This window comes from Agrobacterium sp. 22-223-1 (genome assembly GCF_053522385.1).
This window is the reverse complement of record NZ_JBNWCN010000001.1, coordinates 1373123-1397210: the sequence shown is the minus strand read 5'-3', so window position 1 is coordinate 1397210 and position 24088 is coordinate 1373123. Positions and strand designations below refer to the sequence as shown.

24 protein-coding genes are annotated in these 24088 nt (G+C 60.1%); 9 read left to right on the top strand and 15 right to left on the bottom strand.

From position 1 onward, the window contains the following. Window positions 1–2 precede the first annotated feature (2 nt). The 10 genes from pdhA to ACQZ60_RS06885 form a co-directional block, all read right to left on the bottom strand. Window positions 3–1046 (bottom strand): pyruvate dehydrogenase (acetyl-transferring) E1 component subunit alpha, encoded by a 1044-nt coding sequence (pdhA, locus tag ACQZ60_RS06930; RefSeq protein WP_065653902.1) that lies wholly within the window; start codon window positions 1044–1046, stop codon window positions 3–5. A gap of 153 nt (window positions 1047–1199) precedes the next feature. Then, window positions 1200–1517, bottom strand: coding sequence for an FtsB family cell division protein (locus tag ACQZ60_RS06925; RefSeq protein WP_003502598.1), 318 nt, complete (start codon window positions 1515–1517; stop codon window positions 1200–1202). Window positions 1518–1856: 339 nt separating this feature from the next. After that, window positions 1857–3131: a phosphopyruvate hydratase gene (gene eno / locus ACQZ60_RS06920; RefSeq protein WP_448734960.1), complete on the bottom strand. Its 1275-nt coding sequence runs from the start codon at window positions 3129–3131 to the stop codon at window positions 1857–1859. A gap of 148 nt (window positions 3132–3279) precedes the next feature. Beyond that, the gene (kdsA, locus tag ACQZ60_RS06915; protein ID WP_059762556.1) at window positions 3280–4125 is read right to left on the bottom strand and encodes a 3-deoxy-8-phosphooctulonate synthase; all 846 of its coding nucleotides are present in this window, start codon (window positions 4123–4125) and stop codon (window positions 3280–3282) included. Then, window positions 4125–4994 (bottom strand): VOC family protein, encoded by an 870-nt coding sequence (locus ACQZ60_RS06910; protein ID WP_448734959.1) that lies wholly within the window; start codon window positions 4992–4994, stop codon window positions 4125–4127. The genes kdsA and ACQZ60_RS06910 overlap by 1 nt, the downstream gene beginning before the upstream one ends. 104 nt (window positions 4995–5098) lie before the next feature. After that, the gene (gene derI, locus ACQZ60_RS06905) at window positions 5099–5536 is read right to left on the bottom strand and encodes a D-erythrulose-4-phosphate isomerase (RefSeq protein WP_003521371.1); all 438 of its coding nucleotides are present in this window, start codon (window positions 5534–5536) and stop codon (window positions 5099–5101) included. 61 nt (window positions 5537–5597) lie between these two features. After that, window positions 5598–6242, bottom strand: a complete 645-nt coding sequence (dhaL, locus tag ACQZ60_RS06900) for a dihydroxyacetone kinase subunit DhaL (RefSeq protein WP_035262415.1) — start codon at window positions 6240–6242, stop codon at window positions 5598–5600. Between the two features lie 11 nt (window positions 6243–6253). Further along, a complete protein-coding gene (locus ACQZ60_RS06895) occupies window positions 6254–7246 on the bottom strand; it encodes a dihydroxyacetone kinase subunit DhaK (RefSeq protein ID WP_035262418.1) in 993 nt (330 codons plus the stop codon). Window positions 7247–7289: 43 nt separating this feature from the next. Next, window positions 7290–8165 carry a sugar phosphate isomerase/epimerase family protein gene (locus tag ACQZ60_RS06890; protein ID WP_035262422.1) on the bottom strand — a complete coding sequence of 292 codons (876 nt, stop codon included), beginning with the start codon at window positions 8163–8165 and terminating at the stop codon, window positions 7290–7292. Window positions 8166–8316: 151 nt separating this feature from the next. Next, entirely contained in the window at window positions 8317–9204 is an 888-nt protein-coding gene (locus tag ACQZ60_RS06885) for a LysR substrate-binding domain-containing protein (RefSeq protein ID WP_035262423.1), read from the bottom strand. 167 nt (window positions 9205–9371) lie between these two features. Between ACQZ60_RS06885 and ACQZ60_RS06880 the strand changes: the two genes are divergently transcribed. The 8 genes from ACQZ60_RS06880 (at window position 9372) to ACQZ60_RS06845 (ending at window position 17053) form a co-directional block, all read left to right on the top strand. Next, window positions 9372–10133, top strand: a complete 762-nt coding sequence (locus ACQZ60_RS06880) for an SDR family NAD(P)-dependent oxidoreductase (RefSeq protein ID WP_035262426.1) — start codon at window positions 9372–9374, stop codon at window positions 10131–10133. Between the two features lie 59 nt (window positions 10134–10192). Beyond that, complete coding sequence (locus ACQZ60_RS06875; RefSeq protein WP_051671879.1) at window positions 10193–11065, top strand: transketolase; 873 nt, start codon at window positions 10193–10195, stop codon at window positions 11063–11065. Further along, complete coding sequence (locus ACQZ60_RS06870; protein WP_051671880.1) at window positions 11062–12093, top strand: transketolase family protein; 1032 nt, start codon at window positions 11062–11064, stop codon at window positions 12091–12093. The genes ACQZ60_RS06875 and ACQZ60_RS06870 overlap by 4 nt, the downstream gene beginning before the upstream one ends. A gap of 121 nt (window positions 12094–12214) precedes the next feature. Then, complete coding sequence (locus ACQZ60_RS06865) at window positions 12215–13222, top strand: TRAP transporter substrate-binding protein (RefSeq protein WP_059752824.1); 1008 nt, start codon at window positions 12215–12217, stop codon at window positions 13220–13222. Between the two features lie 120 nt (window positions 13223–13342). After that, window positions 13343–13876 carry a TRAP transporter small permease gene (locus tag ACQZ60_RS06860; RefSeq protein ID WP_035261735.1) on the top strand — a complete coding sequence of 178 codons (534 nt, stop codon included), beginning with the start codon at window positions 13343–13345 and terminating at the stop codon, window positions 13874–13876. Further along, window positions 13873–15132 (top strand): TRAP transporter large permease subunit, encoded by a 1260-nt coding sequence (locus ACQZ60_RS06855; protein WP_059752818.1) that lies wholly within the window; start codon window positions 13873–13875, stop codon window positions 15130–15132. The genes ACQZ60_RS06860 and ACQZ60_RS06855 overlap by 4 nt, the downstream gene beginning before the upstream one ends. Before the next feature lie 247 nt (window positions 15133–15379). Further along, entirely contained in the window at window positions 15380–16102 is a 723-nt protein-coding gene (lexA, locus tag ACQZ60_RS06850; RefSeq protein ID WP_035261730.1) for a transcriptional repressor LexA, read from the top strand. A gap of 273 nt (window positions 16103–16375) precedes the next feature. Next, window positions 16376–17053, top strand: coding sequence for a glutathione S-transferase family protein (locus ACQZ60_RS06845; protein WP_448734958.1), 678 nt, complete (start codon window positions 16376–16378; stop codon window positions 17051–17053). Window positions 17054–17073: 20 nt separating this feature from the next. Here ACQZ60_RS06845 and ACQZ60_RS06840 read toward each other — a convergent pair whose 3' ends face one another. After that, window positions 17074–19503 (bottom strand): ComEC/Rec2 family competence protein, encoded by a 2430-nt coding sequence (locus tag ACQZ60_RS06840; RefSeq protein ID WP_448735323.1) that lies wholly within the window; start codon window positions 19501–19503, stop codon window positions 17074–17076. A 307-nt stretch (window positions 19504–19810) separates the two neighbouring features. Here ACQZ60_RS06840 and gltA point away from each other — a divergent pair, with 307 nt between their 5' ends. Then, window positions 19811–21100, top strand: coding sequence for a citrate synthase (gene gltA / locus ACQZ60_RS06835; RefSeq protein ID WP_003502585.1), 1290 nt, complete (start codon window positions 19811–19813; stop codon window positions 21098–21100). Window positions 21101–21176: 76 nt separating this feature from the next. Here the strand turns inward: gltA and ACQZ60_RS06830 are convergent, their stop codons facing one another. The 4 genes from ACQZ60_RS06830 to ACQZ60_RS06815 all read right to left on the bottom strand — a co-directional run bounded on the left by ACQZ60_RS06830 (window position 21177) and on the right by ACQZ60_RS06815 (window position 24084). After that, window positions 21177–21911 (bottom strand): amino acid ABC transporter ATP-binding protein, encoded by a 735-nt coding sequence (locus tag ACQZ60_RS06830; RefSeq protein WP_035217484.1) that lies wholly within the window; start codon window positions 21909–21911, stop codon window positions 21177–21179. After that, the gene (locus ACQZ60_RS06825) at window positions 21889–22548 is read right to left on the bottom strand and encodes an amino acid ABC transporter permease (protein WP_003521390.1); all 660 of its coding nucleotides are present in this window, start codon (window positions 22546–22548) and stop codon (window positions 21889–21891) included. The genes ACQZ60_RS06830 and ACQZ60_RS06825 overlap by 23 nt, the downstream gene beginning before the upstream one ends. After that, a complete protein-coding gene (locus ACQZ60_RS06820) occupies window positions 22545–23216 on the bottom strand; it encodes an amino acid ABC transporter permease (protein WP_448734957.1) in 672 nt (223 codons plus the stop codon). Before ACQZ60_RS06820 ends, ACQZ60_RS06825 begins: the two co-directional genes overlap by 4 nt. Before the next feature lie 82 nt (window positions 23217–23298). Next, window positions 23299–24084, bottom strand: coding sequence for a transporter substrate-binding domain-containing protein (locus ACQZ60_RS06815; protein ID WP_174031316.1), 786 nt, complete (start codon window positions 24082–24084; stop codon window positions 23299–23301). Window positions 24085–24088: the final 4 nt, after the last annotated feature.

Below are 24088 nucleotides of genomic sequence, written 5' to 3'. Positions count from 1 at the left end.
GATCAGAGCAGAATGTCGGTGTAAAGCTCGGATACATCCGGCTCTGGGTCGTTCTGGGCGAAGTCGGCGCTATCGGCGACGATATCACGGACATCCTTGTCGATGGCCTTGAGTTCGTCTTCGCTTGCCCAGCCCTGCTCCAGAAGCCGTGCCTTGACCTGCTCGATCGGGTCATGTTCGGAGCGCATCTTCTGCACTTCGTCCTTGGAACGGTATTTCGCCGGGTCGGACATGGAGTGACCACGGTAACGATAGGTCAGCATTTCCAGAATGATCGGACCCTTGCCGGAACGGCAATGTTCCAGCGCCTGATCGGCGGCGGCCTTGACGGCGCGCACATCCATGCCATCCACCTGAACGCCGGGAATGCCAAAGGACTGGCCGCGCAGCGAGTAGTTCGACTGGGCCGTGGCGCGGGCGGTCGAGGTGCCCATGGCGTAACGGTTGTTTTCAACGATATAGATGATCGGCAGTTTCCAGAGAGCAGCCATATTGAAGCTCTCATAGACCTGGCCCTGGTTGGCCGCGCCATCGCCGAAATAGGTCACGGAGACATTGTCGTTGCCGCGATATTTGTTGGCGAAAGCAAGACCGGTTCCAAGCGAAACCTGAGCGCCGACGATGCCGTGGCCGCCATAGAAATGCTTCTCCTTGGAGAACATGTGCATGGAGCCGCCCTTGCCTTTCGACAGACCGCCGCGGCGGCCGGTCAATTCGGCCATGACGCCACGCGCGCTCATGCCCAGAGCCAGCATGTGGCCATGGTCGCGATAGGCGGTGATGACCTGATCGCCTTCCTTCTGCGACATCTGCATGCCGACAACAACGGCTTCCTGACCGATGTAGAGGTGACAGAAACCACCGATAAAGCCCATACCGTAGAGCTGGCCGGCCTTTTCCTCGAAGCGGCGGATGAGCAGCATTTCACGGTAAGCGTGAAGTTCGTCTTCCTTGGAGAAGTCGGGGCTGTTCTTGCCGGTGAATTCGGTTGCAGCCTTTGCCGTGGTCTTGCGGCCGGATACGGTCGCTGATTTTCGCGGCGCCATTCATCCCTCCCTGAGTTGCCATTTGAATGGATAGAGTGGCGCGTACCATATGCAAGAAAATGCCATGCAGCAATGCTTTAAACGCATGGCACATATTCACGCTAAGATGCTGTGAATAAATCAGAAATGTTAAATTAACTTGATTCAGGTTAATCAGAAATATGTGTTCATGATGACGATTTCGTCCGTGCGGGACATATTCAGCTGGTAACGGGAAATCTCGTCGATCATGTCCCGCTCCAGCGAGCCATCGCTCATCAATTCCACCTGCCGCTCCAGCGCCACACGTGCCTGCGTCAGCTTTGCAAGCTCCGCAGTGCGGGTGATACGCTGCCGCTCCAGCCGCTCCGTCGCCTGCAGGCCGAAGTCGCCATGGATGGAATGATACCCGAAATAGGAAAGAAAAGCGATCGTGATGGCCGGAACGATCAAACGGCCGAATCGTCTCTTTTTATGATGTCTGGTCCACATGCCGGAGAGAAGCCTTAAAACGCATAACCTGAGTCTCGAGACTAAGGCGGATTGTTTAACTATCCGTTGACCTTAACGGGCGATTGGCAAATGGGCATTAAAAAGCCCGCCGAAAGGCGGGCTGGATTGGCAAAGACGCTAAAAGAACGCTCGTCATGCCGGACTTGATCCGGCATCCAGCCACAGCGCGTCTGCGCTGTGAGAAGAGTCTTTCGCGATCAAGGACTTGATCGCGCTGGACCCCGGATCAAGTCCGGGGTGACGGAGTGCGGACCATACCACTCGCCGCTTAAACGAGCCCGACAGGCAGCGGGCCACATCAAGAAACCCGAACGCGAATTAACCGCGCAGGATCGAACGGCCGGCGTAGGCAGCCTGCGGGCCCAGCATTTCCTCGATGCGGATCAGCTGGTTGTACTTTGCGAGCCGGTCGGAACGGGCAAGCGAGCCGGTCTTGATCTGACCGCAGTTCGTCGCAACAGCGAGATCGGCGATGGTGGAATCTTCCGTTTCGCCCGAACGGTGCGACATGACGGCGGTGTAACCGGCCTTGTGCGCCGTCTCGACCGCATCCAGCGTCTCGGAGAGCGAGCCGATCTGGTTGACCTTGACGAGGATGGAGTTTGCAACGCCCATCTTGATGCCGTCACGAAGGCGCGCGGAGTTGGTGACGAAGAGATCGTCGCCGACGAGCTGGCACTTGTTGCCGATGAGATCGGTCAGCGTCTTCCAGCCTTCCCAGTCGTCTTCGGCCATGCCGTCTTCGATGGAAATGATCGGGTACTTGGCAACGAGTTCCGCCAGATATTCCGCCATTGCGCCCGACTCCAGCGTGCGGCCTTCGCCTTCGAGAACGTATTTTCCGTCCTTGAAGAATTCGGTCGAGGCACAGTCGAGGCCGACATACATGTCGTCGCCCGGGCGGTAGCCGGCCTTTTCAATCGACTTCATGATGAAATCGAGCGCGGCCGGCGCGCTTTCGAGACCCGGTGCAAAACCGCCCTCGTCGCCGACATTGGTGTTGTGGCCCTGTGCCGCCAGTTCTTTCTTCAGCGTATGGAACACTTCAGAACCCATGCGCACCGCTTCACGGATGTTTTCCGCGCCAACCGGCAGGATCATGAATTCCTGGAAGTCGATCGGGTTGTCGGCATGAGCGCCGCCGTTGATGATGTTCATCATCGGAACCGGCAGCAGATGTGCGTTCGGGCCGCCGACATAACGGTAAAGCGGCAGGCCGGAAGCTTCGGCGGCAGCCTTGGCGACAGCGAGCGATACGCCAAGAATGGCGTTGGCGCCGATGCGCGACTTGTTCGGCGTGCCGTCGAGCACGATCATCGTCTGGTCGATCTGGATCTGGTTCTCGGCGTCGAAGCCGCCGATGGCGTCGAAGATTTCCGTATTGACGGCTTCGACCGCCTTTTCCACGCCCTTGCCGAGATAACGCTTGCCGCCATCGCGCAGCTCAACCGCCTCATGCGCGCCGGTGGAGGCGCCCGAAGGAACGGCGGCACGGCCCATGGAGCCGTCTTCGAGGTAAACATCGACTTCAACGGTCGGGTTGCCGCGGCTGTCGAGGATTTCGCGCGCGATGATATCGGTAATGGCAGTCATGGTCTCTCCCTTGGGAATGGAACAGATATTTTCCGTCGCCTGTCTTAGACGATGGCGAAGAAATTACAATGACGACGGGCGGCAGAAACGGCCCGCCCGCCATTAAAATCGATTGGCACAAACAGTGCCGCCGTAACGCCTCCGCCCCTCAGGCTTTGGTAATGGCGTCGAAAGCAAGCAGCTTTTCGAGCAGTTTCGGCATGTCCTTCAGATGAACCATATTGGGGCCGTCGGACGGCGCATTGTCCGGGTCCTCATGGGTTTCGATGAAGAGCCCGGCGACACCGACAGCAACCGCCGCCCGCGCGAGCGTCTCGACGAATTCGCGCTGGCCGCCCGTGGAGCCGCCCTGCCCGCCCGGCTGCTGAACCGAATGCGTGGCGTCAAAGACAACAGGCGCGCCGAGCGAAGCCATGATCGGCAGCGAGCGCATGTCGGAAACAAGCGTGTTGTAACCGAAGGAGGCGCCGCGCTCGCACAGAAGCACATTCGGATTGCCGCTCTCATTCAGCTTGGCCAGCACGTTCTTCATGTCCCAGGGAGCGAGGAACTGGCCCTTCTTGACATTGATGACGCGGCCGGTTTTCGCGGCGGCGACGAGAAGATCGGTCTGGCGGCTGAGAAAGGCCGGGATTTGCAGCACATCCACCACTTCGGACACAATGGCGCATTGTTCTTCGGTGTGAATGTCGGTCAGAACAGGAAAGCCGAATTCCTTCTTGAGATCGGCGAAAACCTGCATGGCGCTCTCAAGGCCGATGCCGCGCTTGCCGGAAAGCGACGTACGGTTCGCCTTGTCGAAGGACGACTTATAAACGAGCCCGATCCCCAGCTTGTCGCAAAGCTCCTTCAGGACGCCAGCGATCATGAAAGCATGTTCCCGGCTTTCCATCTGGCAGGGGCCGGCGATCAAGGAAAATCGCTCTGTATTGGAAAAGGAAACCGAATTGGCGCCGTCGCCGGCGGTGACTTTGAGATTGTTCGTAACGCTCATCATTTTTCCTCGAAGGCGAATGCAACGCCCTGACCGGGCGCGGCGGACACCACCAGACGGCCGCCCGCTTCTGCGCTGGAGACGCCATTAGCAGCAAGCACCGCTTCTGTCACGGCAAGATCGTCAACGGAAAAGACGATGCCTGCGCCGTGCAGTCCATTGGGAGGATTGGGCAGGCTTTCGCTGAAGGCCGGTTTTTGGTTCAGCCTGATGCGCGCATTGCCGGTTGCAAAAAGAATATCTCCATCCGGAGACATCTCCTCCTCACAGGCAAATACCGTTTCGATCAGACGGACCGCGTTGGGATCGCCGCCGGAAAACAGAACGATCTCGCTGAGACCGGAAGCACCATTGGCGTGACGCTCCAGCGCCGCCCGGTCGTTCGGCAAAGCCTGCAATCGCTGGCAACTGAACAGAAAGAAATCCGAAGCCGTGCCGCTCGCTGCAAAAGCCAGCCGGAATGCCGCCTCACTCCGTGAGCCGTCCGGCATCCGCACGGGCCGTGAAAATTCAAAGATATCGCCCGCCGAGAAGCCGGACGCGGAAAACCTGTCATGATCGGCAATGGCGCTTTCGCTTCTTGCCACCAGGGCCGAAAAACCGTCCTCGCCATGACGCTGCCGAAAGGCCCGATCCCTACCGGTGAACACGTCGCCCCTGTTCACCGAGTCATTATATTTAGCCGGATCAGCAATGGCGAGCGGTTCCAGATAGGTGCCGTCCGCGAAGAAAACGCAGGCATTCTGCGTGCCGAAGGGATGGAGGGCCTCCGGAGCGACGGTGAAGCCGAGAATCTCAAGGCGGTCTTTCGCCACGGCAAGAGACTTTACCGGCAAAACGAGATGATCGACACTATTTCGGTTCGCCATGATCGAGCCCCTGTGCTGCGGGTTTGTGCGTGACAAAAGCACAGATGACACCAGCAATGCAAACGGTCAGCTTCGCCGGGTCGGCCTCGTCACGCACCTATGGCTCACCGGCAGGCGTCGAGACGGTTGATCGCCTCCACGTTTTTCGCTGAGGATCCTTTCGGATCGAAATCCGATGCCAGCCAGGTGTCGACGATGGCTTTCGCCAGTTCCGGGCCGATCACGCGGGCGCCCATGGTGATGATCTGGGCGTTGTTGGATTTCGCCGCCCGTTCGGCGGAATAGGTGTCATGGGTCAAGGCGGCGCGGATGCCGGGCACCTTGTTGGCGGAAATGCAGACGCCGATGCCGGTTCCACAAAACAATAGGCCGCGATCGAATTCGCCGGCGATGATGCTGCCGGCCACGGCTTCGGCCAGATCGGCATAAAATCCGTCCTGGCTTCGATCCACGACGGTCAGCCCTTGCCTGCCCGAGAGATGGGCGAGCACCGCATCCAGCAGGGGTTTTCCGGCGCTGTCGGCGCCTGCGACAATTCTCATTTCCAAATCTCCCGTTAGTCGCGCGTAAGCCCCGACGGGCTGCGGCCGCTATCTTCTGTTTTCACGATTGCAATCTGGCCTGTGCGCCTTCGGCAAGGCTGCGCAGGATGAGCGCGCAGGAGGTGGCGCCGGCATCGAGAACACCGAGCGAGCGCTCGCCGAGACGGCTGGCGCGGCCGATCTTCGCCACGAGATTGATGGTCGAATCCCTGCCGGTTTCGGCGGCAGCGACAAGGGCTGCGGCAGCATCGTGGAATGACGCGCCCGCGGCGGTGGCGGTGTCGAATGCCGTAACGGCCGGCACCAGCGTATCCAGCAGCGTCTTGTCGCCCACCTTGGCCGAACCGATGGAACTGACACCTTCGAGGCCGGCATGCAGCATTCTGCTGAAGGACGGTGCATCAATAACGTCGGCATTTTCGATTTTCTCGGCGAATTCCGTAAACATCACCCCATAAAGAGGCCCCATGGAACCGCCGATTTCCGTCATCAGGATCGTGCCGAGCGTATCGAGCGCCTTGGCAAGCGAGGCGTCCTGCCCTCTCAGCCGGTCTGCCGCCATGCCGAATCCCTTGGCCATGTTCACGCCATGGTCGCCATCGCCGATCTTGCCGTCGATCTCGCTGAGATAGGCGCGGTTTTCGATGATCCTTTCGGCCATGGAGAGAACGATATCGCCGGCCTTGGCGTTCTGAAAAGACTGCATGAATTTTCTCCTCACAGCATAACGGTGCAAAGCGCCTCGGTATCGAGCAGCGGTTTCAGCTCGTCATCCAGCGCCATCACGGTCAAAGTCGCGCCCACCATCTCAAGCGATGTGAAATAGTTGCCGATATAGGTTTTGTGGATTTTCAGGCCACGCGCCGAAATCTCGGATTCTATCGTGTCGTTGAGGATGTAGAGTTCGTTGACGGGCGTCGCACCAAGCCCGGAGACCAGCACCGCCACCTCGCTGCCGGCCGGCAGGTTGTGATCGTCGAGCACGATCTTGCACATGTCCTTCGCCACATCAGCAGCGGATTTCAGCTTCTCGACGCGAACGCCGGGTTCGCCATGGTGACCTATGCCCACTTCAATCGTGCCCGGTTCGATCTGAAAGTTGGGATGGCCGACCGCCGGCAGGGTGCAGGGGCCGAGACCGACGCCGATGGAGCGGCAATTGTCGATGGCCTTCTGGGCGGTGGCGCGCACCTCCTCCAGCGAAGCGCCGCCTGCCGCCTTGGCGCCGCCGATCTTCCACATGAAGATTTCACCGGCGACGCCGCGGCGTTTCTCACGCTCCTCGGGAGCGGCGGAACACACATCGTCATTGGCGACGACGGTGGCGATCTCGATGCCGTCTTTGGCGGCGAGCTTTGTCGCCATCTTCACATTCATATTGTCGCCGGCATAATTGCCGTAGAGCACGATCACGCCCCTGCCGCCATTGGCTTCGCGGATCGCGTCGTGAAAGCTCTTGGCCGTGGGTGATGAAAACAATTCGCCGACGGCGACGGCATCCAGCATGTTGCGGCCGGTGTAACCGATAAAGGCCGGCTCATGCCCGGAGCCGCCGCCCGTGACCACGCCGACCTTGCCGGCGACCGGTGCACCCCGGGCGACGACGACACGCGGATTTTCCGCAAGGCGCACGATGTCGCGATGGGCCTTGACGAAGCCTTTCACCGTATCTTCGACCACCTCGTCGGGGTTATTCACAAATCTCTGCATTACTCTCCTCCTTTATGCCGTCTGCGCCAGCCCCTGCCGCTTCTCAGGCGACAGCGGCCGAGCTTGCGGCTCCGCCCCCGGCCAATCCTCTTTTGACCGCGTCAAGCGAAACCGTCAGCGCCTGCTCTATTTCCCGAAGCGATGCGGGGCTGATACGCCTTACCGGCTGGGCATCCGCGCGACGGTGAAGGCGCGCTGGAAACTCGATGCTGATCGGCATCTCCGGCTTTTTGGCAATCTCACCGAGCAGCTTGCCGCAATCGATATCGCCCTCGCCCACCGGCACGAAAAACCAGCCTTCGGGCGTGCGTTTCACGTCCTTGATATGCGCATGGACCGAGGCCGGCAGCGCCGCCACCGCGTCATCGGCAAAATCCTTGAGTTGCTGACGATGGGACGCGGTATTGGCCGCGTCATAATTCAGCCCAAGCCATGGGGAGCCGAAACGCCGCGTGAGCGCGATGCCCTCCTGCGCGATATTGAAAAGGTTGTCGCTGCCGTCGCCGGGATTTTCCAGCCCGATCACGATGCCGAAGGCCTCGGCACGGCGCAGAAGCACCTCGATATTGCGCAGGAACCGGTCTTCGCGCTGCCGGGCCGAGGCATTGGTGGCGATTACCCTCGCGCCGATTCCCGCTGCAAAAGCCATTCTACCGGTGAAAATTTCAACGGAATCGTCCAGTCCAAGATCGATATGCGACGACATGGCATGGCAGCCGAGCCCGGCATCGCCCAGCGAGCGGCGCCATGACGCCATTTCAGCCGGCAGGAACGCGCTTTCGTCGAATGGTTCGGTGTAACCGACGATAAAGGCAGGCTCCACATAGAGAAAACCGATCCTGGCGATGCTCTCCAGCATCTCCTCGCGCCCATAGCCGTCATATGGCGCGCCGGACGCCGATATGATGCGATCTTTCATGCAATCCTCCCCTTGAGCCGCAGCCGAAGGGACGATGCCGATCACGCTGCAACCTCATTATTCCGACCGGAAAATGACGGAGAGGTCCGCTCGTGAGCAAGCGGAAAAAATTAACGCGCCAGTGAATTCAATTCACGTAACAGCCGCATTCCTATTCAAATGCGGGATCCTGAAGATCTTCGATCAGCCAGTCGGCAAACCGTCTTGCCAGCCTGCGCTGGCTGCCGGATTTGGGATAGGCGAGATAATGGCCGACATAGTGAAGGTCCTGCGTCGCGCCGCTCAGGGGCGCGACCAGCCGCCCGGATTTTATCTCGCGATGGGCAAGCCGTGTCGATTCCAGCGCCACGCCGACGCCATTGGCGGCGGCATCGATCGCCAGGAAACTGCGGTCGAAACTCATGGCCTGAATGGGCGGCTTGCCCAGGCCATTGGCCTCGAACCAGTCCGGCCATTGCAGACGTTTGTTGTCGCTTCGAATAAGCAATTGCCGGTTCAAATCCCGGGGTGTCCTGATCTCGTCCGCGAGCGCCGGCGAGCACAGCGGCGTGACACGCTCGCTGCCCAGCGGAATGATGATGAGATCGTCTCCCTGCGGTTCGCCATAGATGATATCGGCATCGAATTCACCATCGACGAAACGCACATAGGCGGTGCTGGCCGCCAGCCGCACCTCGATCCCCGGATTGGCGTTCAAGAATTGCGGCAGGCGCGGAGACAGTACCTGCGCCGCATAGCTGGGCGCACAATGCAGGCGCAGAAGATGGGAGCGATTGGAGGACACCACCTCGATGCCCTGCCGCAACTCCTCGAAGGCGTTCGATGCATGTGTCAGAAGTGTCTGCCCCGCCGCAGTCAGGCGCACGGTTCGCGTGGTGCGCTCGAAAAGCGGCGTACCGAGCACCCTTTCGAGCTTGACGATGGCATGGCTGACGGCGCTCGCCGACAGGTTGAGCTCATCGGCAGCGGCCCGGAAAGAGCCGAGCCGGGCGGCGGATTCGAAGGCGCGGATGGAGGTGAGTGAAATGCCGTTCAACATTCGATTACTGAAGCAGATTCATGATCCGATGTAAACTTCGCGTTTGAAGCGCCCGCTGCCCACCTGCAATATCGATACTGCATTCGTCGCAGGACGGGATGCGGCGGCAGGTCGGGAGCACCGCCGTCAAGCGTATGAAGCCGGCGCCCGGCTTGGGAGGATTGCTTATGTTGTTGAATGGAAAGACCGCGGTTATTTCAGGCGCCGCCAGCAAACGCGGCATCGGCCGCGCCACGGCGGAACTTTTCGCCCGCCACGGCGCCCGCGTCGCCATCGTGGATCTGGATGAAGCCGGCAGCATCGAAGCCGCGGCCTCGCTTGAAAAAGTGGATGGCGGCGAGCATCTCGGCGTCGGCGGCAATGTGGCGGATCGCGCCTCCTGCGAGGCGGCCGCGCAAAAAGTCATCGCCGCTTTCGGCAAGATCGATATCCTCATCAATAATGCCGGCATTACGCAGCCGGTGAAGACGCTCGACATTACCGGCGCAGACTGGCAGCGCATCGTCGATGTCAACATGACCGGTGTGCTGAATTTCAGCCAGGCCTTCATTCCCAACATGCGCGACAATGGCGGCGGCTCGATCGCCTGCATGTCGTCGGTCTCCGCACAGCGTGGCGGCGGCATTTTCGGCGGGCCGCATTATTCGGCGGCCAAGGCGGGCGTTCTCGGTCTCGCAAAGGCCATGGCGCGCGAATTCGGCCCCGACGGCATTCGCGTCAACTCCGTCACTCCCGGCCTGATCCAGACCGACATTACCGGCGGTAAGCTGACCGACGACATGCGCCGCGACATTCTCAAGGGCATTCCGCTCAACCGTCTCGGCGATGCCATCGATGTCGCCAATATCTATCTTTTCCTCGCCTCAGACCTCTCCTCCTACGTCACCGGTGCGGTTGTCGACGTGAATGGCGGAATGCTCATTCACTGAAAACCACCTGTCGAAGCCGATAAACCGGCTTCGATTTTTCTGACCGGGAGGAGGAAACCATGGCTCAGGGATATCGGCACGCAGATGCAACCGGGGAAGCGGCGCTGGCGAATGTATCGCTGGCGGAACGCGCCTGGCGCATCCGGCGCAACGCCCTTTTGATGGGTGAGGTGCAGGGACAGGGTTATGTCGGCCAGGCGCTCGGCATTGCCGATGTTCTGGCGGTGGCCTGGTTTCACACCATGCGTTACCGGGCGGACGATCCGCATTGGGAAGGCCGCGACCGGTTTCTGCTCTCTATCGGCCATTATGCGATTGCACTTTACGCAGCGCTCATCGAGGCGGGCGTCATTCCGGAAGACGAGCTGGAGACCTATGGCTGCGACGGCTCGCGCCTGCCCATGTCCGGCATGGCCTCCTATACGCCGGGCATGGAAATCACCGGCGGATCGCTCGGCCATGGGCTTGGCATTGCGGTGGGCATGGCTCTTGGTCTCAAGCGCAAGAATTCAGACCGGTTCATCATCAACATGATGTCGGATGGCGAGTTGGGCGAAGGTTCGACCTGGGAGGCCGCCATGGGCGCATCCCATCACAGGCTCGGTAATCTCATCAATCTCGTGGACTTCAACAATCAGCAGGCGGACGGCCCTTCCCGCGAGATGCTGTCCTCCGAACCTGTGGACGCCAAATTCGCGGCCTTCGGCTGGCACGTACAGCGCGTGGACGGCAACGATATCGACAAGGTTCGCGAGGCCTTCGATATCGCCATGTCACTTACCGATGACAGGCCGCGCGCCATCATTTTCGATACCCGGATGGGCCGCGGCGTGCCCTTTCTCGAAAACCGCGAAATCACCCATTTCATTCGCGTGGAAGCGCATGAATGGAAGCTGGCGCTCGACGCGCTTGAAGAAGGACGGCCGCAATGAGTGCAGCAGCCCCGCAGAAGCGCCTCACCACATCGGCGATGATCGCCTCCATCGCCGCCGAAGGCCAGCCGACACGGCCTGCTCCCTTCGGTCACGCCCTTGTTCAGCTGGCGAAGGAACGCGAGGATATTGTCGGCCTCACTGCCGATCTCGGCAAATATACCGACCTGCATATTTTCGCCAAAGCCTTTCCCGAGCGCTTTTATCAGATGGGTATGGCCGAGCAGCTTTTGATGAGCACTGCCGCCGGTCTGGCGCGCGAAGGCTGCGTGCCCTTCGCGACCACCTATGCGGTCTTTGCCGCCCGCCGCGCCTATGATTTCATCGCGATGGCGATTGCCGAGGAAAACCTGCCGGTGAAGATCGTCTGCGCCCTGCCCGGCCTGACGACGGGTTACGGCCCCAGCCATCAGGCAACCGACGATCTGGCGATCTTTCGCGCGCTGCCGAACATGACCATCGTAGATCCCTGCGATGCGACCGACATAGAAGGCGCGGTGCCGGCCATTACGGATTATAACGGCCCCGTTTATATGCGCCTGCTGCGCGGCCAGGTGCCGGTGGTGCTCGAAGAATATGGCTATCGGTTCGAACTCGGCAAGGCGAAGCTTATCCGCGATGGTGCACAGGTCCTTTTCATATCGTCCGGCATATTGACGATGCGGGTTCTCGAAGCGGCTGCCCTGCTTGAGAAGGAGGGCGTCGGCTGCGCCGTGTTGCATTCCCCCACCATCAAGCCGCTCGATACCGCCTCGATCTTCGCGGAAGTGGACCGGGCTGATCGTCTGGTCATCGTGGCGGAAAACCACAGCGAAATCGGCGGGCTTGGAGAGGCCGTGGCAATGGCGCTGGTGAAAAGCGGCCGTGCCCCGCGCCTGCAACACATCGCCCTGCCCGACGCCTTTCTGGATGCGGGTGCTTTGCCCACCCTGCATGACCGCTACGGCATCTCGACGGCGATGATCGTGGCGCGCGCAAGGGCGTGGCTGGAGAATGAAAGTTTTGAAGTACCGCGCGGTTCGGTCTAAAGGCTGAAGCTGAAACATGGTGCGGAATCAGCCGGAGGGAGCCGGCGGTTTCAAGGGAGTGGAGCGCGTTATCCGCGTGTTCGGACAACGCCGAGGGTATTTAAATCCAGGGAGGAGAAAAATGAGTATTTCCATCAACAGGCGTATGTTCCTGACCGGTACCGGACTGGCACTGGCGGCGCCGGCCATTCTGACGACAGCCCGCAACGCCCGGGCCGCCACGACGCTGACGCTCGGCCATGGGGCTGCGCCGGGCAATCCGCGCACGCTCGCGGCCGCGAAATTCGCGGAACTCGTTGCCCAGAAAACCGAAGGCCGCGTGGCGATCAACGTCGCCGGTTCGGAAACGCTTGGCAGCGACGCCGCCATGCTGACCAGCCTGCGCACCGGAGCGCTGGATTTCACCGCCAACAGCCAGGGTCCGGTTTCGAGCGTTGTTCCTGAACTTGCGGCACTCGGCCTACCCTTTCTGTTCAGCAACGCCGATCAGGCGATCAAGGTGCTCGAGGGCGATGTCGGCGCATCGCTCGATGCGCGCTTCCAGAAGGTCGGCATCGTGCCGCTCGACTGGTGGGACAACGGCATCCGCCATGTCTCCAATTCCAAACACGCCATCACCAAGCCGCAGGACGTCGCGGGCCTGAAAATCCGTACCCCCGCCGACCCGATGACCATGGATATTTTCAAGGCGCTGGATGCGGCGACGGTTCAGATCGCGTTTGGCGAACTCTACATCGCGCTTCAGCAGGGCGTGGTGGACGGGCAGGAAAATCCGCTGGTGAATATCGAAAGCTCCAAGCTTTACGAGGTCAACAAACATATCAGCCTCACCGCCCATAAATGGGAATCCACCCCGTTCCTGATGTCCAAATTCGCCGAAGGGCGGTTGGGCAAGGATTTCGAGGCGGTAAAGGCGGCTGCGAAGGAGGCAGGCGCGCTTCAGCGCAAACTCTCAGCGGAAAAGGCAAGCGCGTCTCTGGCCGCCTTCAAGGCCAATGCCGCCATCGAGGTGGTGGAAGACATCGACCACGCCGCTTTCGCGAAAGCGACCGCGCAGGTGCTGGAGACATGGAAGCAGAAGCCCTTCGGCGATTTCGTCGCCGAGCTGGAAAAGGCTGCCAAGGGCTGACGATCAGGATGCCGGGCCGGTTCATGCCGCCCGGCCTCGCCTTCATGTCCACTGACAGGATCGGCGGGAGCCTCGCTCACGCCGACATTCATACGGTTTCAGTTTTCAGGAGATGCGCCAATGCTCGAAGGAGCCTTGTCCGCCGCCAATCGCGTTGACAGTTTCATCGCCATCCTCTGCCGCATCATCATCGTGGCAACCGGCATTCTGCTCACGGTCATTATGACCGCAAACGTCATCGTCCGCTATCTATCGACATCCGGCGGGCTGGATTTTGCGGAAGAACTGCCGACCATGCTGTTTCCATGGTTCATCGTCGCCGGCATTACCCTTGCCGCGCAGAGCGGCGCGCATATGGCGGTGGAATGGATTTATGACAAGTTCGACGAACGCGGCAAGGTGGCGGTTCTGCTGTTCGCCAATCTCGTGACGGTCGCAAGTTTCGTCATTCTCGCGCAGCAGGCGCTTGTCGTCGCCGAGATCGCCGGCGCGGAAATCAGCCCTGTGCTGCAGCTGCCCAACAGCATCGGATATTATTCCATCGCCTTCGGCGCGGCATTGGTCTCGGTCACGACCGCAACCGCGAGCCTGCGCATTCTCTCCGGCGGCTGGCATGCCCGCCCGCACGGTGCAACCGAGGAGATGCCGCTATGACCATCGTGATGATCATTGCATTTTGTATCCTCATGATGATTGCGGTTCCGGTCGGCTATGCGCTGATCATCTCTGCCGGCGTCGCCGTGCTGTGGAACGGTTATGTGCCGCTTTCGATCGTGGCGCAGCAGGTTTACGACCAGACGCAATCTTTCCCGATGCTGGCGCTGCCGTTCTTCATGCTCGCGGGAACGCTAATGCTCGGCGGCAAACTCGGAACCCAGCTTCTCGAACTCGCCTCCAAGGCCATGCAGCGCTGGCGCGGCGGCCCGCTTTCCACCACCGTCATTTCGTCGGTCGTGTTCGGCGGCGTTTCCGGCTCGGCGGTCGCCAATGCGAGCGCACTCGGCTCGGTGCTCATTCCATGGCAAAAGCGCCAGGGCTACCCCGCTCCCCTTTGTGCGGCCAACAATGCCACCTCGGCTGTCATCGACGTGCTCATTCCGCCGTCGATCCCGATGATCCTCTATTCGCTGGTCAGCGGCGTCAGCATCGCCAATCTGTTCATCGCCGGCATTCTGCCGGGCCTGCTCATGGCCGTCGGTTTCATCTTCGTCTGCTGGGCCATTGCCGTGCGGCGGGGCTATGCGGTGCGTGACGAACGCATCCGCAAGCGCGATCTGGCACTACTTGCATTCCGCAGCCTGCCGGCGATCCTTCTGCCGATCCTGATCATCCTCGGCCTGCGCTTCGGCTTTGCAACGCCGACCGAAGTGGCCGTTCTTTCCGTCGTTTATTCGCTCGTGCTCAGCATCTTCTTCTATCGCGATCTGACATGGAAGCGTTTCTGCGACAATTTCGTCGAGGCCGGCTCCGCAACCGGCGTCGTCATGCTCGTCATCATGGGCAGCGCGGCGGTGGGCTGGGTGCTTACCTTCGATCAGGCGCCCCAGCATTTCGCCACCTGGGTCGCGGAGAATATCTCCAACCCGATCCTGATTATTCTCATGATGAATATCCTGATGCTGATCATCGGCATGCCGCTCGATCTGCCGCCGTCGATCCTGCTGCTCGGACCGATCTTCGTGCCGCTTGCGGATATGATCGGGCTCGACCGGGTGCAGCTCGGCATGATGATGGTGATCAATCTCGGTATCGGGCTCTATACGCCACCGATCGGCACCACGCTCTTCATCTCGTCCTCCATAGCCAGAGCGCCGCTCGGCGCAACGACGAGGGAATTGTGGCCGTTCTTCACCATGGCGATGCTGCTCCTTATCGCGGTCAGCTTCATTCCTGCGCTCACGATCTACTGACGTTCGGCGCGTAGCAAATCGGCAGCCAGAAACCACCGGCCGGGTCTCCCCGGTCGGTGGTTTCTGGTATTCAAGATGCGGCATACATCGTTAAATCTGCTTTGTTCATGGTTTCGACGATCAAATCACGATCTGCGATGCACCCTTCACGAAATTTTAGGGGATTGCGGAACACATATGGAACATATAGTGTTCGTTCTGTATTTGTTTCGCGACTTCAACGACGATTCTCAAGGGTGTTTTCCTCATGCTCACGCGCAAACAGCAGGAATTGCTTCTCTTCATTCATGAAAGAATGAAAGAGTCCGGCGTGCCGCCCTCCTTCGATGAAATGAAGGACGCACTCGATCTTGCCTCCAAATCCGGCATCCACAGGCTGATCACCGCACTCGAAGAGCGCGGCTTCATTCGCCGGCTACCTAACAGGGCGCGGGCGCTGGAAGTGATCAAATTGCCTGAGGCCTATGCTCCGGGTGCAAGGCCGCAGCGCGGTTTCTCGCCGAGCGTCATCGAAGGCAGCCTCGGCAAGCCGAAGACGCCGGAACCGGCCCCTGCCCCCAAGGCGCCGGCCAATGATCTCGGTGGCGCGGTCACCGTGCCGGTCATGGGCCGCATCGCCGCCGGTGTGCCGATTTCCGCCATCCAGAACAACACCCATGATGTGGCCGTGCCGGTCGACATGCTCGGTTCGGGCGAACATTACGCTCTTGAGGTCAAGGGCGACTCGATGATCGAGGCCGGCATTTTTGATGGCGATACCGTCATCATTCGCAACGGCAATACGGCCAATCCGGGCGATATCGTCGTAGCACTGGTGGATGATGAAGAAGCGACCCTGAAGCGTTTCCGCCGCAAGGGAGCCTCCATCGCTCTGGAAGCGGCCAATCCCGCCTATGAGACCCGCATTTTCGGACCGGACCGGGTGAAAATCCAGGGCAAGCTGGTTGGACTGATCCGCCGTTACCATTAATTGGCAACCCGCCTTTTTTCGCTAGGGGCGTCATCGAGAAGATGGCGCTCACTTTGAGGCATCTTGGCTTGTTCCCTGGAACAATGCGGCCCTGCGGAAGTAAAGAGAGGGGGTGTTTCGCCTCATCTCCGGGCGGTGACTTGGATATGCCTCCTTCTCCCTGCCCTCACCTTCCCATTCATCAACGCGGCTTATGGGAGCCATGGATTATTTGCAATATTCCAAGGCCCCTCCGCCGGTATAGAAATGCGCGTCATATCGGGGAAACACGTCATGTACGATCTTTATATCGCCAACAAGAACTATTCCTCATGGTCGCTGCGGCCCTGGGTATTGATGCGCACGCTCGGCATCGCCTTCGATGAAAAACTCGTTCCCTTCGGCGAAGGCGTTTCCTTCTCCACCTTCTCGCCGACCGGCAAGGTGCCCTGCCTTGTCGATGAGGGCGTGACGGTTTGGGAATCGCTGTCGATCGCCGAATATCTGGCGGAAAGACATCAGGGCGTCTGGGCGAGCGACAAGCAGGCAAGGGCCTGGTCACGGTCGGCGGCGAGCGAAATGCATGCGGGCTTTTCCTCGCTGCGCAATCTCTACCCCATGTCGGTCGGCATTCGCGTAAGACCGAAGGGTGGCGATGCCGGGCTTGCGGCCGATATAAAGCGCATCGATACGCTGTGGAGCGAAGGCCTCGCGAAATTCGGCGGGCCTTTTCTTGCCGGCCAGAAATTTACGGCGGTCGATGCCTTCTTCTGCCCGGTGGCATTTCGTTTCCAGACTTATGGCGCGGAACTTTCGCCCGCGGCGAAAGCCTATTGCGACCGGCTGCTCACCCTTCCCGCCATGCGCGAATGGTACGAGGCCGGGCTTAAGGAAGTCTGGCGCGACGCGGCGCATGAAGAGGAAATTAGCGGGATCGGCGAATTGACCGCGGATCTGCGCATCAAGGCCTGACGGTCCATGCTGGCGGCGCTCTATTGCGATGCCGCCAGCAACCGCATGACGGCATCGGGCACGTCGCGATCGAAACGGCCGCTTTTCCAGTCGTAATAGCGATGTTCGCTCCAAGGCCTGTCCATTCCGGCGATTGCGGCGCGCAGCCTGCCGACCACCCCTGTCTGCTCGCTGCGGGCGAAGTCCATTTCCAGCGAACCGATCCGCCGCAGGATATCGCGGTTCAGCAGAAGTGCGCCCGAACGGCATTGGGAAAAGGACGTTCTGCGGGAGACGATAACGATATCGGCAATATCGCAAGCCTTTCCAGCAAAGCGGCCATCTTCCAGAACGATGATCCATTCGCCGCTTCCCGCGCGCGCAACGCACCATATGCCTTTGCTGCAGGTGAAAACACCGGGCTCGGCGTCTCTCAGGGCCGCTGTCATCTGCCGTGCAACTGCACTCATCTCTTGCGGATCAAGCTTCGCCTTCGAGGTCAAAGCCACGGTTTTTGCCGTGGCCTCGGTCTTTAGAAAGACCGGCGGCACAGGCTGTTCCGGCAAAAGCAGCGCCCTTTGCCACTGACCATAAACGAAACCCTGCGGCTGAGCCTTCGTTGTGTAGGCTTTGCCGTCCTCCAGTAATGCCACCAGCTCGCCATCCTCGTGAACAAGCAAATCGGGCGGATCGCGATAGGCCGTGGCGGACGACAGGCCGAAGGCGAGGAACAGAATCGGCATCCCCAGAAGCGCAAGCCGGCTGCGCAGCAATGTCAGCAGCAGAAAACCAGCCGAGGCGAGCCCCAGAAACCACCCGTGAGGCCGACCCGTCGCAGCGCTTCCGCCCCAGGACGCCACTTCCTGCGCAACCTCGATGACGAGGGCCATGCCGTATCCCATGACTTTCAGAAATGGCGCATCCAGCCCGAAAGGCATCAGCAGCATGGCGACGAGGCCGAAAGGCATGACAATCAGCGACATCAGCGGCATGGCGGCCAGATTGGCGAAAAGTCCATAGGTGGTGACACGCTGAAAATGCTCGACCGAATAGATCGCCGTCGAAAGACCGCCGATCAGCGACGTCGTGATGACACCGCCGATAATGGCGCCCGCCGTTTGCGCCACCGTCATCCATGCCGGTTTGCGCCCGATAAACAGACGCTCGCGATCGATACGCCAGCGGCTCCAGGCGGCGTAGGAGGCGACGAGCGCGATGGTCGCGGCAAAAGACATCTGAAAGCTCGGGCCCATGATTTCCGAGGGCGAAAAAGCGAGAATGACCAAAGCGGAAAGCGCGACATTCCTGAGGCTGAGCGAGGGTTGATCGAACAACACCGCGATCAGCATCACCGACATCATCAGCCAGGCGCGTTCGGCGGAAACGGCGAAACCTGAAATCAGATAATAGGCGAGTGTCATCAAGAGTGCGGCGAAAGCCGAAATCTTCTTCACGGGCCAGCGCTGCGCAAATGCCGGAAAAAGACTGAAGGCAAGCCTCAGCCCCACAAAGAATATGCCCGACGCCAGCGCCATGTTGAGCCCGGATATGGCGACGATATGGGCAAGGCCGGAAAGCCGTAACGCTTCCATAGTTTCGGCGGATATGGCCTGTCTCTCATCGGTGACGATGGAGGCGGCAAAGGCGCCGGCATCGCCGCCGATGGTGTTGCGGATGCGTTCGGCAATGGCGGTGCGAAGGCCGTAGAGCCGCATGTCGGCCCATTCCAGCCAGTTCGTCTTCGCGTCGATGCCGGGTGGAGTGAGCGTCTGTGGCGGCTTATAGAAGAATCCGGTCGCGCCTATGCCCCTGAAATAGGAGGCGAAGGCGAAATCGTTGAGCCCCGGCAAGGCCGGGCCGGATGGCGGCGAAAGTCGCGCCTTGCCACGAACGGTCGCGCCGAGTGCCGCGGGCTCGCCTCCCCCGCGTGACAGGAGCGAGACCTTCTCCGGCGGGCGTGACAATGCAGGCGCTTCCGTTGCGGTGAGTTGCACCACATATCGCCAGTCCCCGCGCGCATCCACCTCCCGGCGGGTCACTGTGCCGGTGATGGTGGTGGTGACGGGCGTATCCAGCACGACCGTTCCCGCACGCCATGTTTTGATCCCGGCGAAAAGCATGCCCAGCAAAAGCAGCGCGAAAAGGCCGCAGGCCGTCGCTGCGAAGCCCGAGCGATATTTCGCGAAGAACGCCAGACCGGCGGCGATGAGACATGTGATCGCCAGAACCGAGAATGAAGGCGAGGTGTTGAGGGAAAACCAGAGGACCGCACCGCAGCCGATGAAAACCGGCACGAAAAGAAAATCGTGGCCGAATGCGCGCTCCTCGGCAAAGCATACGGCGATTTTTTGAGAGGCGACAGCTCGCAGGTTCGGCTTGCTGACAAGGGCGGGCGTATCGTATGTTGCGACATCGCCGGTTCTGCGAAGCGGATAAAGGATTTCCGCCGTGCCGGGCAAATCGCCCTGCATCGTTTCGGCATGTCTGAAATGCTGTTTTTCCCCTTGACCGAGCAATCTGCGCCGCGCCCCTGCCGCACCGGGAACAGGTTTGCAGGCGGATGCGAGGGATTGCAATCCTTTCCTTTAACCCAGCGTTGACTGAGATTGAATTGCCATCGCCGGGAAAGACGAAAGCAAGGCAATTGCGTTTGCCGCAATGCACAATTTGACCTTTGGATAGCTTGGCATCTGCGCAAGGATCATATAGCTAATCGGTAGACGCTTAACCGCGGGGCGTATCTCAACGCCCCCACCCGCATGTTTTCGGAGGATCAGTATGACGGAAAAAAGCGCTACAGTGACACTTGGCGAAAAGCAGGTCGAACTCCCGGTCAGGGAAGGCACGATCGGACCAAGCGTCGTCGATATCGCCACGCTGTACAAGCACACGGGCTCTTTCACTTACGACCCGGGTTTCACGTCGACGGCCTCCTGCGAATCCAAGATCACCTATATCGACGGTGACGAAGGCGTTCTCCTGCATCGTGGTTTCCCCATCGAGCAGCTCGCCGAACAGGGCGACTTCCTGGAAACCTGCTATCTGCTGCTTTACGGCGAACTGCCGACCGCGGCTCAGAAGAAGGACTTCGACACCCGCGTCACGCGCCACACCATGGTGCATGAGCAGATGAGCCGATTCTTCACCGGCTATCGCCGCGACGCACATCCGATGGCCGTCATGTGCGGCACGGTCGGTGCTCTCTCCGCCTTCTATCACGACTCGACCGACATTACCGATCCGCACCAGCGCATGGTCGCTTCGCTGCGCATGATTGCGAAAATGCCGACGATCGCCGCCATGGCCTATAAGTACCATATCGGCCAGCCCTTCGTTTACCCGAAGAATGATCTCGATTACGCCTCCAACTTCCTGCACATGTGCTTTGCCGTGCCCTGCGAGGATTACAAGGTCGATCCGGTTCTGGCCCGCGCCATGGACCGCATCTTCATCCTGCATGCCGATCACGAGCAGAACGCCTCCACCTCCACGGTGCGTCTTGCCGGTTCTTCGGGTGCGAACCCGTTCGCCTGTATCGCGGCTGGCATCGCCTGCCTCTGGGGCCCGGCTCACGGCGGCGCCAACGAAGCGGCGCTCAACATGCTGAACGAAATCGGCACGGTTGACCGTATTCCGGAATATATCGCCCGCGCCAAGGACAAGAATGATCCGTTCCGCCTGATGGGCTTTGGTCACCGCGTCTACAAGAACTACGACCCGCGCGCCAAGATCATGCAGAAGACGATGTACGAAGTGCTGGAAGCCACCGGCAACTCCGACGATCCGATCATGCAGGTCGCACTGGAACTGGAAAAGATCGCCCTTTCCGACCCCTACTTCGTCGAAAAGAAGCTTTACCCGAATGTCGACTTCTATTCGGGCATCACGCTGAAGGCGCTCGGCTTCCCCACGACCATGTTCACCGTTCTCTTCGCTCTTGCCCGCACCGTCGGCTGGATCGCACAGTGGAACGAAATGATCGAAGATCCGCAGCAGCGCATCGGCCGTCCGCGCCAGCTCTATACGGGCGCCGGCAAGCGCGACTACGTTCCGGTTTCCAAGCGCTAAGTCGCGAAACCCTATAAGATCAAAGGCCGGCAGGTTTTCACCCGCCGGCCTTTTTTGTTGGGCGTCGGAATGGTTCTCAGTGGCGTGCAGCAACGCCCAGGAACTGCTTGAGTTCCGGTGTCGCGGGATTGGAGAACACCTCCTCCGGCGGGCCTATTTCATGCACCCTGCCCTCATGCATGAAGACGACGCGGGAGCAGACGTCGCGCGCAAATTTCATTTCATGCGTCACCATCAGGAGCGTCATGCCTTCAGCGGCGAGTTCCCGCACCACGGCCAACACTTCCGCGACAAGTTCGGGATCGAGAGCCGAGGTGATCTCATCGCAGAGCAGCGCGATGGGCTGCATGGCGAGTGCACGGGCGATGGCGACGCGCTGCTGCTGGCCGCCGGACAATTCATCGGGATAGGCATCGAATTTATGCGCCAGCCCGACACGTTCCAGCATCTTGCGGGCAACGGCTTCGGCTTCCGGCTTCGGCGTCTTTTTCACCACGGTCTGCGACAGCATGACGTTGCCGCCAACGGTCTGGTGCGGGAAGAGATTGAACTGCTGGAAGATCATGCCGACCTTCAGCCGCAGTGCTTTCAGATGCAGATCGTCTTCGAGAAGCTGCGCGCCGGCGACCGATATGGAACCGGCCGAAATTGTCTCCAGCCCGTTGATGCAGCGAAGCAGGGTCGATTTGCCCGATCCGCTCTTGCCGATGATGGCGATGACCTCACCGGGCTCCACATCGAGGTTGATGCCCTTCAGAACCTCGTTGCTGCCATAGCTTTTGCGGACTTCAGTGATTTCGATGAGCGACATTGAGCTTCCTTTCGAGGATCTGGCTGCTCTTCGACAGAGGCCAGCACAGCGCGAAATAGATGAGGGCGACGAGGCCATAAACGGTGAAGGGCTGGAAGGTGGCGTTGGTGACGACCGTGCCGGCCTTGGACAGTTCCACGAAACCGATGATCGAGGTCACGGCCGTTCCCTTGATGACCTGCACGAAGAAACCGACGGTCGGCGGAATGGCGACCCGCATGGCCTGCGGCAGGATGACATAGCGCATCTGCTGCAGGCGTCCCATGGCAAGGCTCGCCGATGCCTCCCATTGGCCCTTGGCGACGGATTCCACGCAGCCGCGCCAGATTTCGGTGAGGAAGGCCGCTGCCCACAGGATCAGCGTCAGGCCCGCCGCCAGCCAGGCCGGCACATCGATGCCGAACAGGCCGAGGCCGAAAAAGGCGATGAAGAGCTGCATCAAAAGCGGCGTACCCTGAAAAAGCTCGACATAATAGCGTGCGAAAGCCCGCATCGATTTTTTCCGGGAAATGCGCATGAACAGCAGAAGCAGCGCCACCAAGCCGCCGCCGGCAAAGGAGACGAGCGACAGCAGCACCGTCCAGCGCGTGGCGAGCAGCAGGTTTCTGAGAATATCCCAGGTGGAGAATTCGATCATCGGACACTCCTGCGCGGAAAGATGAGGTTGCCCCCCATCACCAGCACCTGCCGGAGAAGGATGGCGAGCACGAGATAAATGACGGTGGAGACCATATAGGCTTCGAAGGCGCGGAAGGTGCGCGACTGGATGAAATTGGCCGCGAAAGTCAAATCCTCGGCAGCGATCTGCGAGACGACCGACGAGCCGAGCATGACGATCACCACCTGCGATGAAAGCGCCGGCCAGATGCGTTGCAGCGAGGGCACCAGCACCACATGCCGGAAGGTTTCGAAACGGGTCATGGCAAGGCTTGCCCCCGCCTCAAACTGCCCCTTCGGCGTCGCCTGGATGCCGGCGCGGATGATTTCGCAGCTATAGGCCCCGAGATTGACCACCATGGCGATGTTGGCGGCGGTCAGTTCCGACAATTGCAGGCCAAGCGATGGCAGGCCGAAAAAGATAAAAAACAATTGTATGAGGAATGGCGTGTTGCGAATGAGCTCCACATAGGTCGCGACCGGCGGCCGCAGCCATTTGGGCCCGAGCGCACGCACCCAGGCGCAGACGATGCCGAGGGCGATGCCGAGAACGCCGCCGATGGCAATCAATTCCAGCGTAACGGCGACGCCCTTGGCGATCTGCGGATAATAGTCGAGAAGCCATCCAAAATCGAATGTGTATTTCACCCGATGCTTCCTTTCGGCGAGGACAAACCACGCGCCGGTCCCGCCTCAAAGCGAGGCCGGCGCATGCATTTTGCCGGGTTGCTCAGAGATCCTTGGGCAGGTCGGTTTTCAGCCATTTCTGCGCGATCGTGTTCAACGAACCATCGGTCTTTGCGGCGGCGATGATGGCGTTGACCTTTTCAAGCAGCGCCGGCTGTTCCTTGTTAAGGCCGATATAGCAAGGCGAATTCTTGATCAGGAACTTAAGCTCGGGGCGCTTCGGCGGGTTCTTGGCGAGAATGGCGGCGGCCACGACATTGCCCGTGGCGACGGCTTCCACCTGGCCGGCGAGGAAGGCGGAGATCGTGCCGTTATTGTCCTCGTAGCGCTTGATGGTCGTATCGGCAGGCGCCACCTTCGTCAGCTCCAGATCCTCGACGGCGCCACGGGTGACACCGACGGTCTTGCCGGACAAATCTTCCGCCTTGGTGACGGCAACCGAATCCGGAGCGAACACGCCGTTGAAGAAGGGCGCATAGGCGGTGGAGAAGTCGATGACCTTTTCACGGTCCGGGTTCTTGCCGAGACTTGAAATGACGAGGTCGACCTTGTTGGTCTGCAGATAGGGAACGCGGTTGGCGCTGGTTACCGGCACGAGTTCGACCTTCACGCCCAGCTTCTCGCCGATCAGATTGGCGACGTCGATGTCATAACCCTGCGGGGCCATATCCGTGCCGACACTGCCGAAGGGCGGGAAATCCTGCGGGACGGCAACGCGGATCGTGCCGCGGGAGGTGATATCACCGAGCGCATCGGCAAAGGCTGCGGGCGAAAAGCCGAGCGTTGCGGAAATCGCGGCGATGGCAAGCAATGAACGTCTGGAAATCATTGGG

Excerpts from the sequence above, each read along its gene's own strand:
- dhaL (WP_035262415.1), bottom strand. The coding sequence starts at position 6,242 with ATGCAGTCTTTTCAGAACGCCAAGGCCGGCGATATCGTTCTCTCCATG.
- ACQZ60_RS06815 (WP_174031316.1), bottom strand. The coding sequence starts at position 24,084 with ATGATTTCCAGACGTTCATTGCTTGCCATCGCCGCGATTTCCGCAACG.
- ACQZ60_RS06885 (WP_035262423.1), bottom strand. The coding sequence starts at position 9,204 with ATGTTGAACGGCATTTCACTCACCTCCATCCGCGCCTTCGAATCCGCC.
- ACQZ60_RS06840 (WP_448735323.1), bottom strand. The coding sequence starts at position 19,503 with ATGCAGGGCGATTTGCCCGGCACGGCGGAAATCCTTTATCCGCTTCGC.
- ACQZ60_RS06890 (WP_035262422.1), bottom strand. The coding sequence starts at position 8,165 with ATGAAAGATCGCATCATATCGGCGTCCGGCGCGCCATATGACGGCTAT.
- ACQZ60_RS06845 (WP_448734958.1), top strand. The coding sequence starts at position 16,376 with ATGTACGATCTTTATATCGCCAACAAGAACTATTCCTCATGGTCGCTG.
- eno (WP_448734960.1), bottom strand. The coding sequence starts at position 3,131 with ATGACTGCCATTACCGATATCATCGCGCGCGAAATCCTCGACAGCCGC.
- ACQZ60_RS06925 (WP_003502598.1), bottom strand. The coding sequence starts at position 1,517 with ATGTGGACCAGACATCATAAAAAGAGACGATTCGGCCGTTTGATCGTT.
- ACQZ60_RS06855 (WP_059752818.1), top strand. The coding sequence starts at position 13,873 with ATGACCATCGTGATGATCATTGCATTTTGTATCCTCATGATGATTGCG.
- pdhA (WP_065653902.1), bottom strand. The coding sequence starts at position 1,046 with ATGGCGCCGCGAAAATCAGCGACCGTATCCGGCCGCAAGACCACGGCA.
- ACQZ60_RS06830 (WP_035217484.1), bottom strand. The coding sequence starts at position 21,911 with ATGTCGCTCATCGAAATCACTGAAGTCCGCAAAAGCTATGGCAGCAAC.
- kdsA (WP_059762556.1), bottom strand. The coding sequence starts at position 4,125 with ATGAGCGTTACGAACAATCTCAAAGTCACCGCCGGCGACGGCGCCAAT.
- lexA (WP_035261730.1), top strand. The coding sequence starts at position 15,380 with ATGCTCACGCGCAAACAGCAGGAATTGCTTCTCTTCATTCATGAAAGA.
- ACQZ60_RS06870 (WP_051671880.1), top strand. The coding sequence starts at position 11,062 with ATGAGTGCAGCAGCCCCGCAGAAGCGCCTCACCACATCGGCGATGATC.
- ACQZ60_RS06895 (WP_035262418.1), bottom strand. The coding sequence starts at position 7,246 with ATGCAGAGATTTGTGAATAACCCCGACGAGGTGGTCGAAGATACGGTG.
- ACQZ60_RS06880 (WP_035262426.1), top strand. The coding sequence starts at position 9,372 with ATGTTGTTGAATGGAAAGACCGCGGTTATTTCAGGCGCCGCCAGCAAA.
- ACQZ60_RS06825 (WP_003521390.1), bottom strand. The coding sequence starts at position 22,548 with ATGATCGAATTCTCCACCTGGGATATTCTCAGAAACCTGCTGCTCGCC.
- gltA (WP_003502585.1), top strand. The coding sequence starts at position 19,811 with ATGACGGAAAAAAGCGCTACAGTGACACTTGGCGAAAAGCAGGTCGAA.
- ACQZ60_RS06910 (WP_448734959.1), bottom strand. The coding sequence starts at position 4,994 with ATGGCGAACCGAAATAGTGTCGATCATCTCGTTTTGCCGGTAAAGTCT.
- ACQZ60_RS06865 (WP_059752824.1), top strand. The coding sequence starts at position 12,215 with ATGAGTATTTCCATCAACAGGCGTATGTTCCTGACCGGTACCGGACTG.
- ACQZ60_RS06875 (WP_051671879.1), top strand. The coding sequence starts at position 10,193 with ATGGCTCAGGGATATCGGCACGCAGATGCAACCGGGGAAGCGGCGCTG.
- derI (WP_003521371.1), bottom strand. The coding sequence starts at position 5,536 with ATGAGAATTGTCGCAGGCGCCGACAGCGCCGGAAAACCCCTGCTGGAT.
- ACQZ60_RS06860 (WP_035261735.1), top strand. The coding sequence starts at position 13,343 with ATGCTCGAAGGAGCCTTGTCCGCCGCCAATCGCGTTGACAGTTTCATC.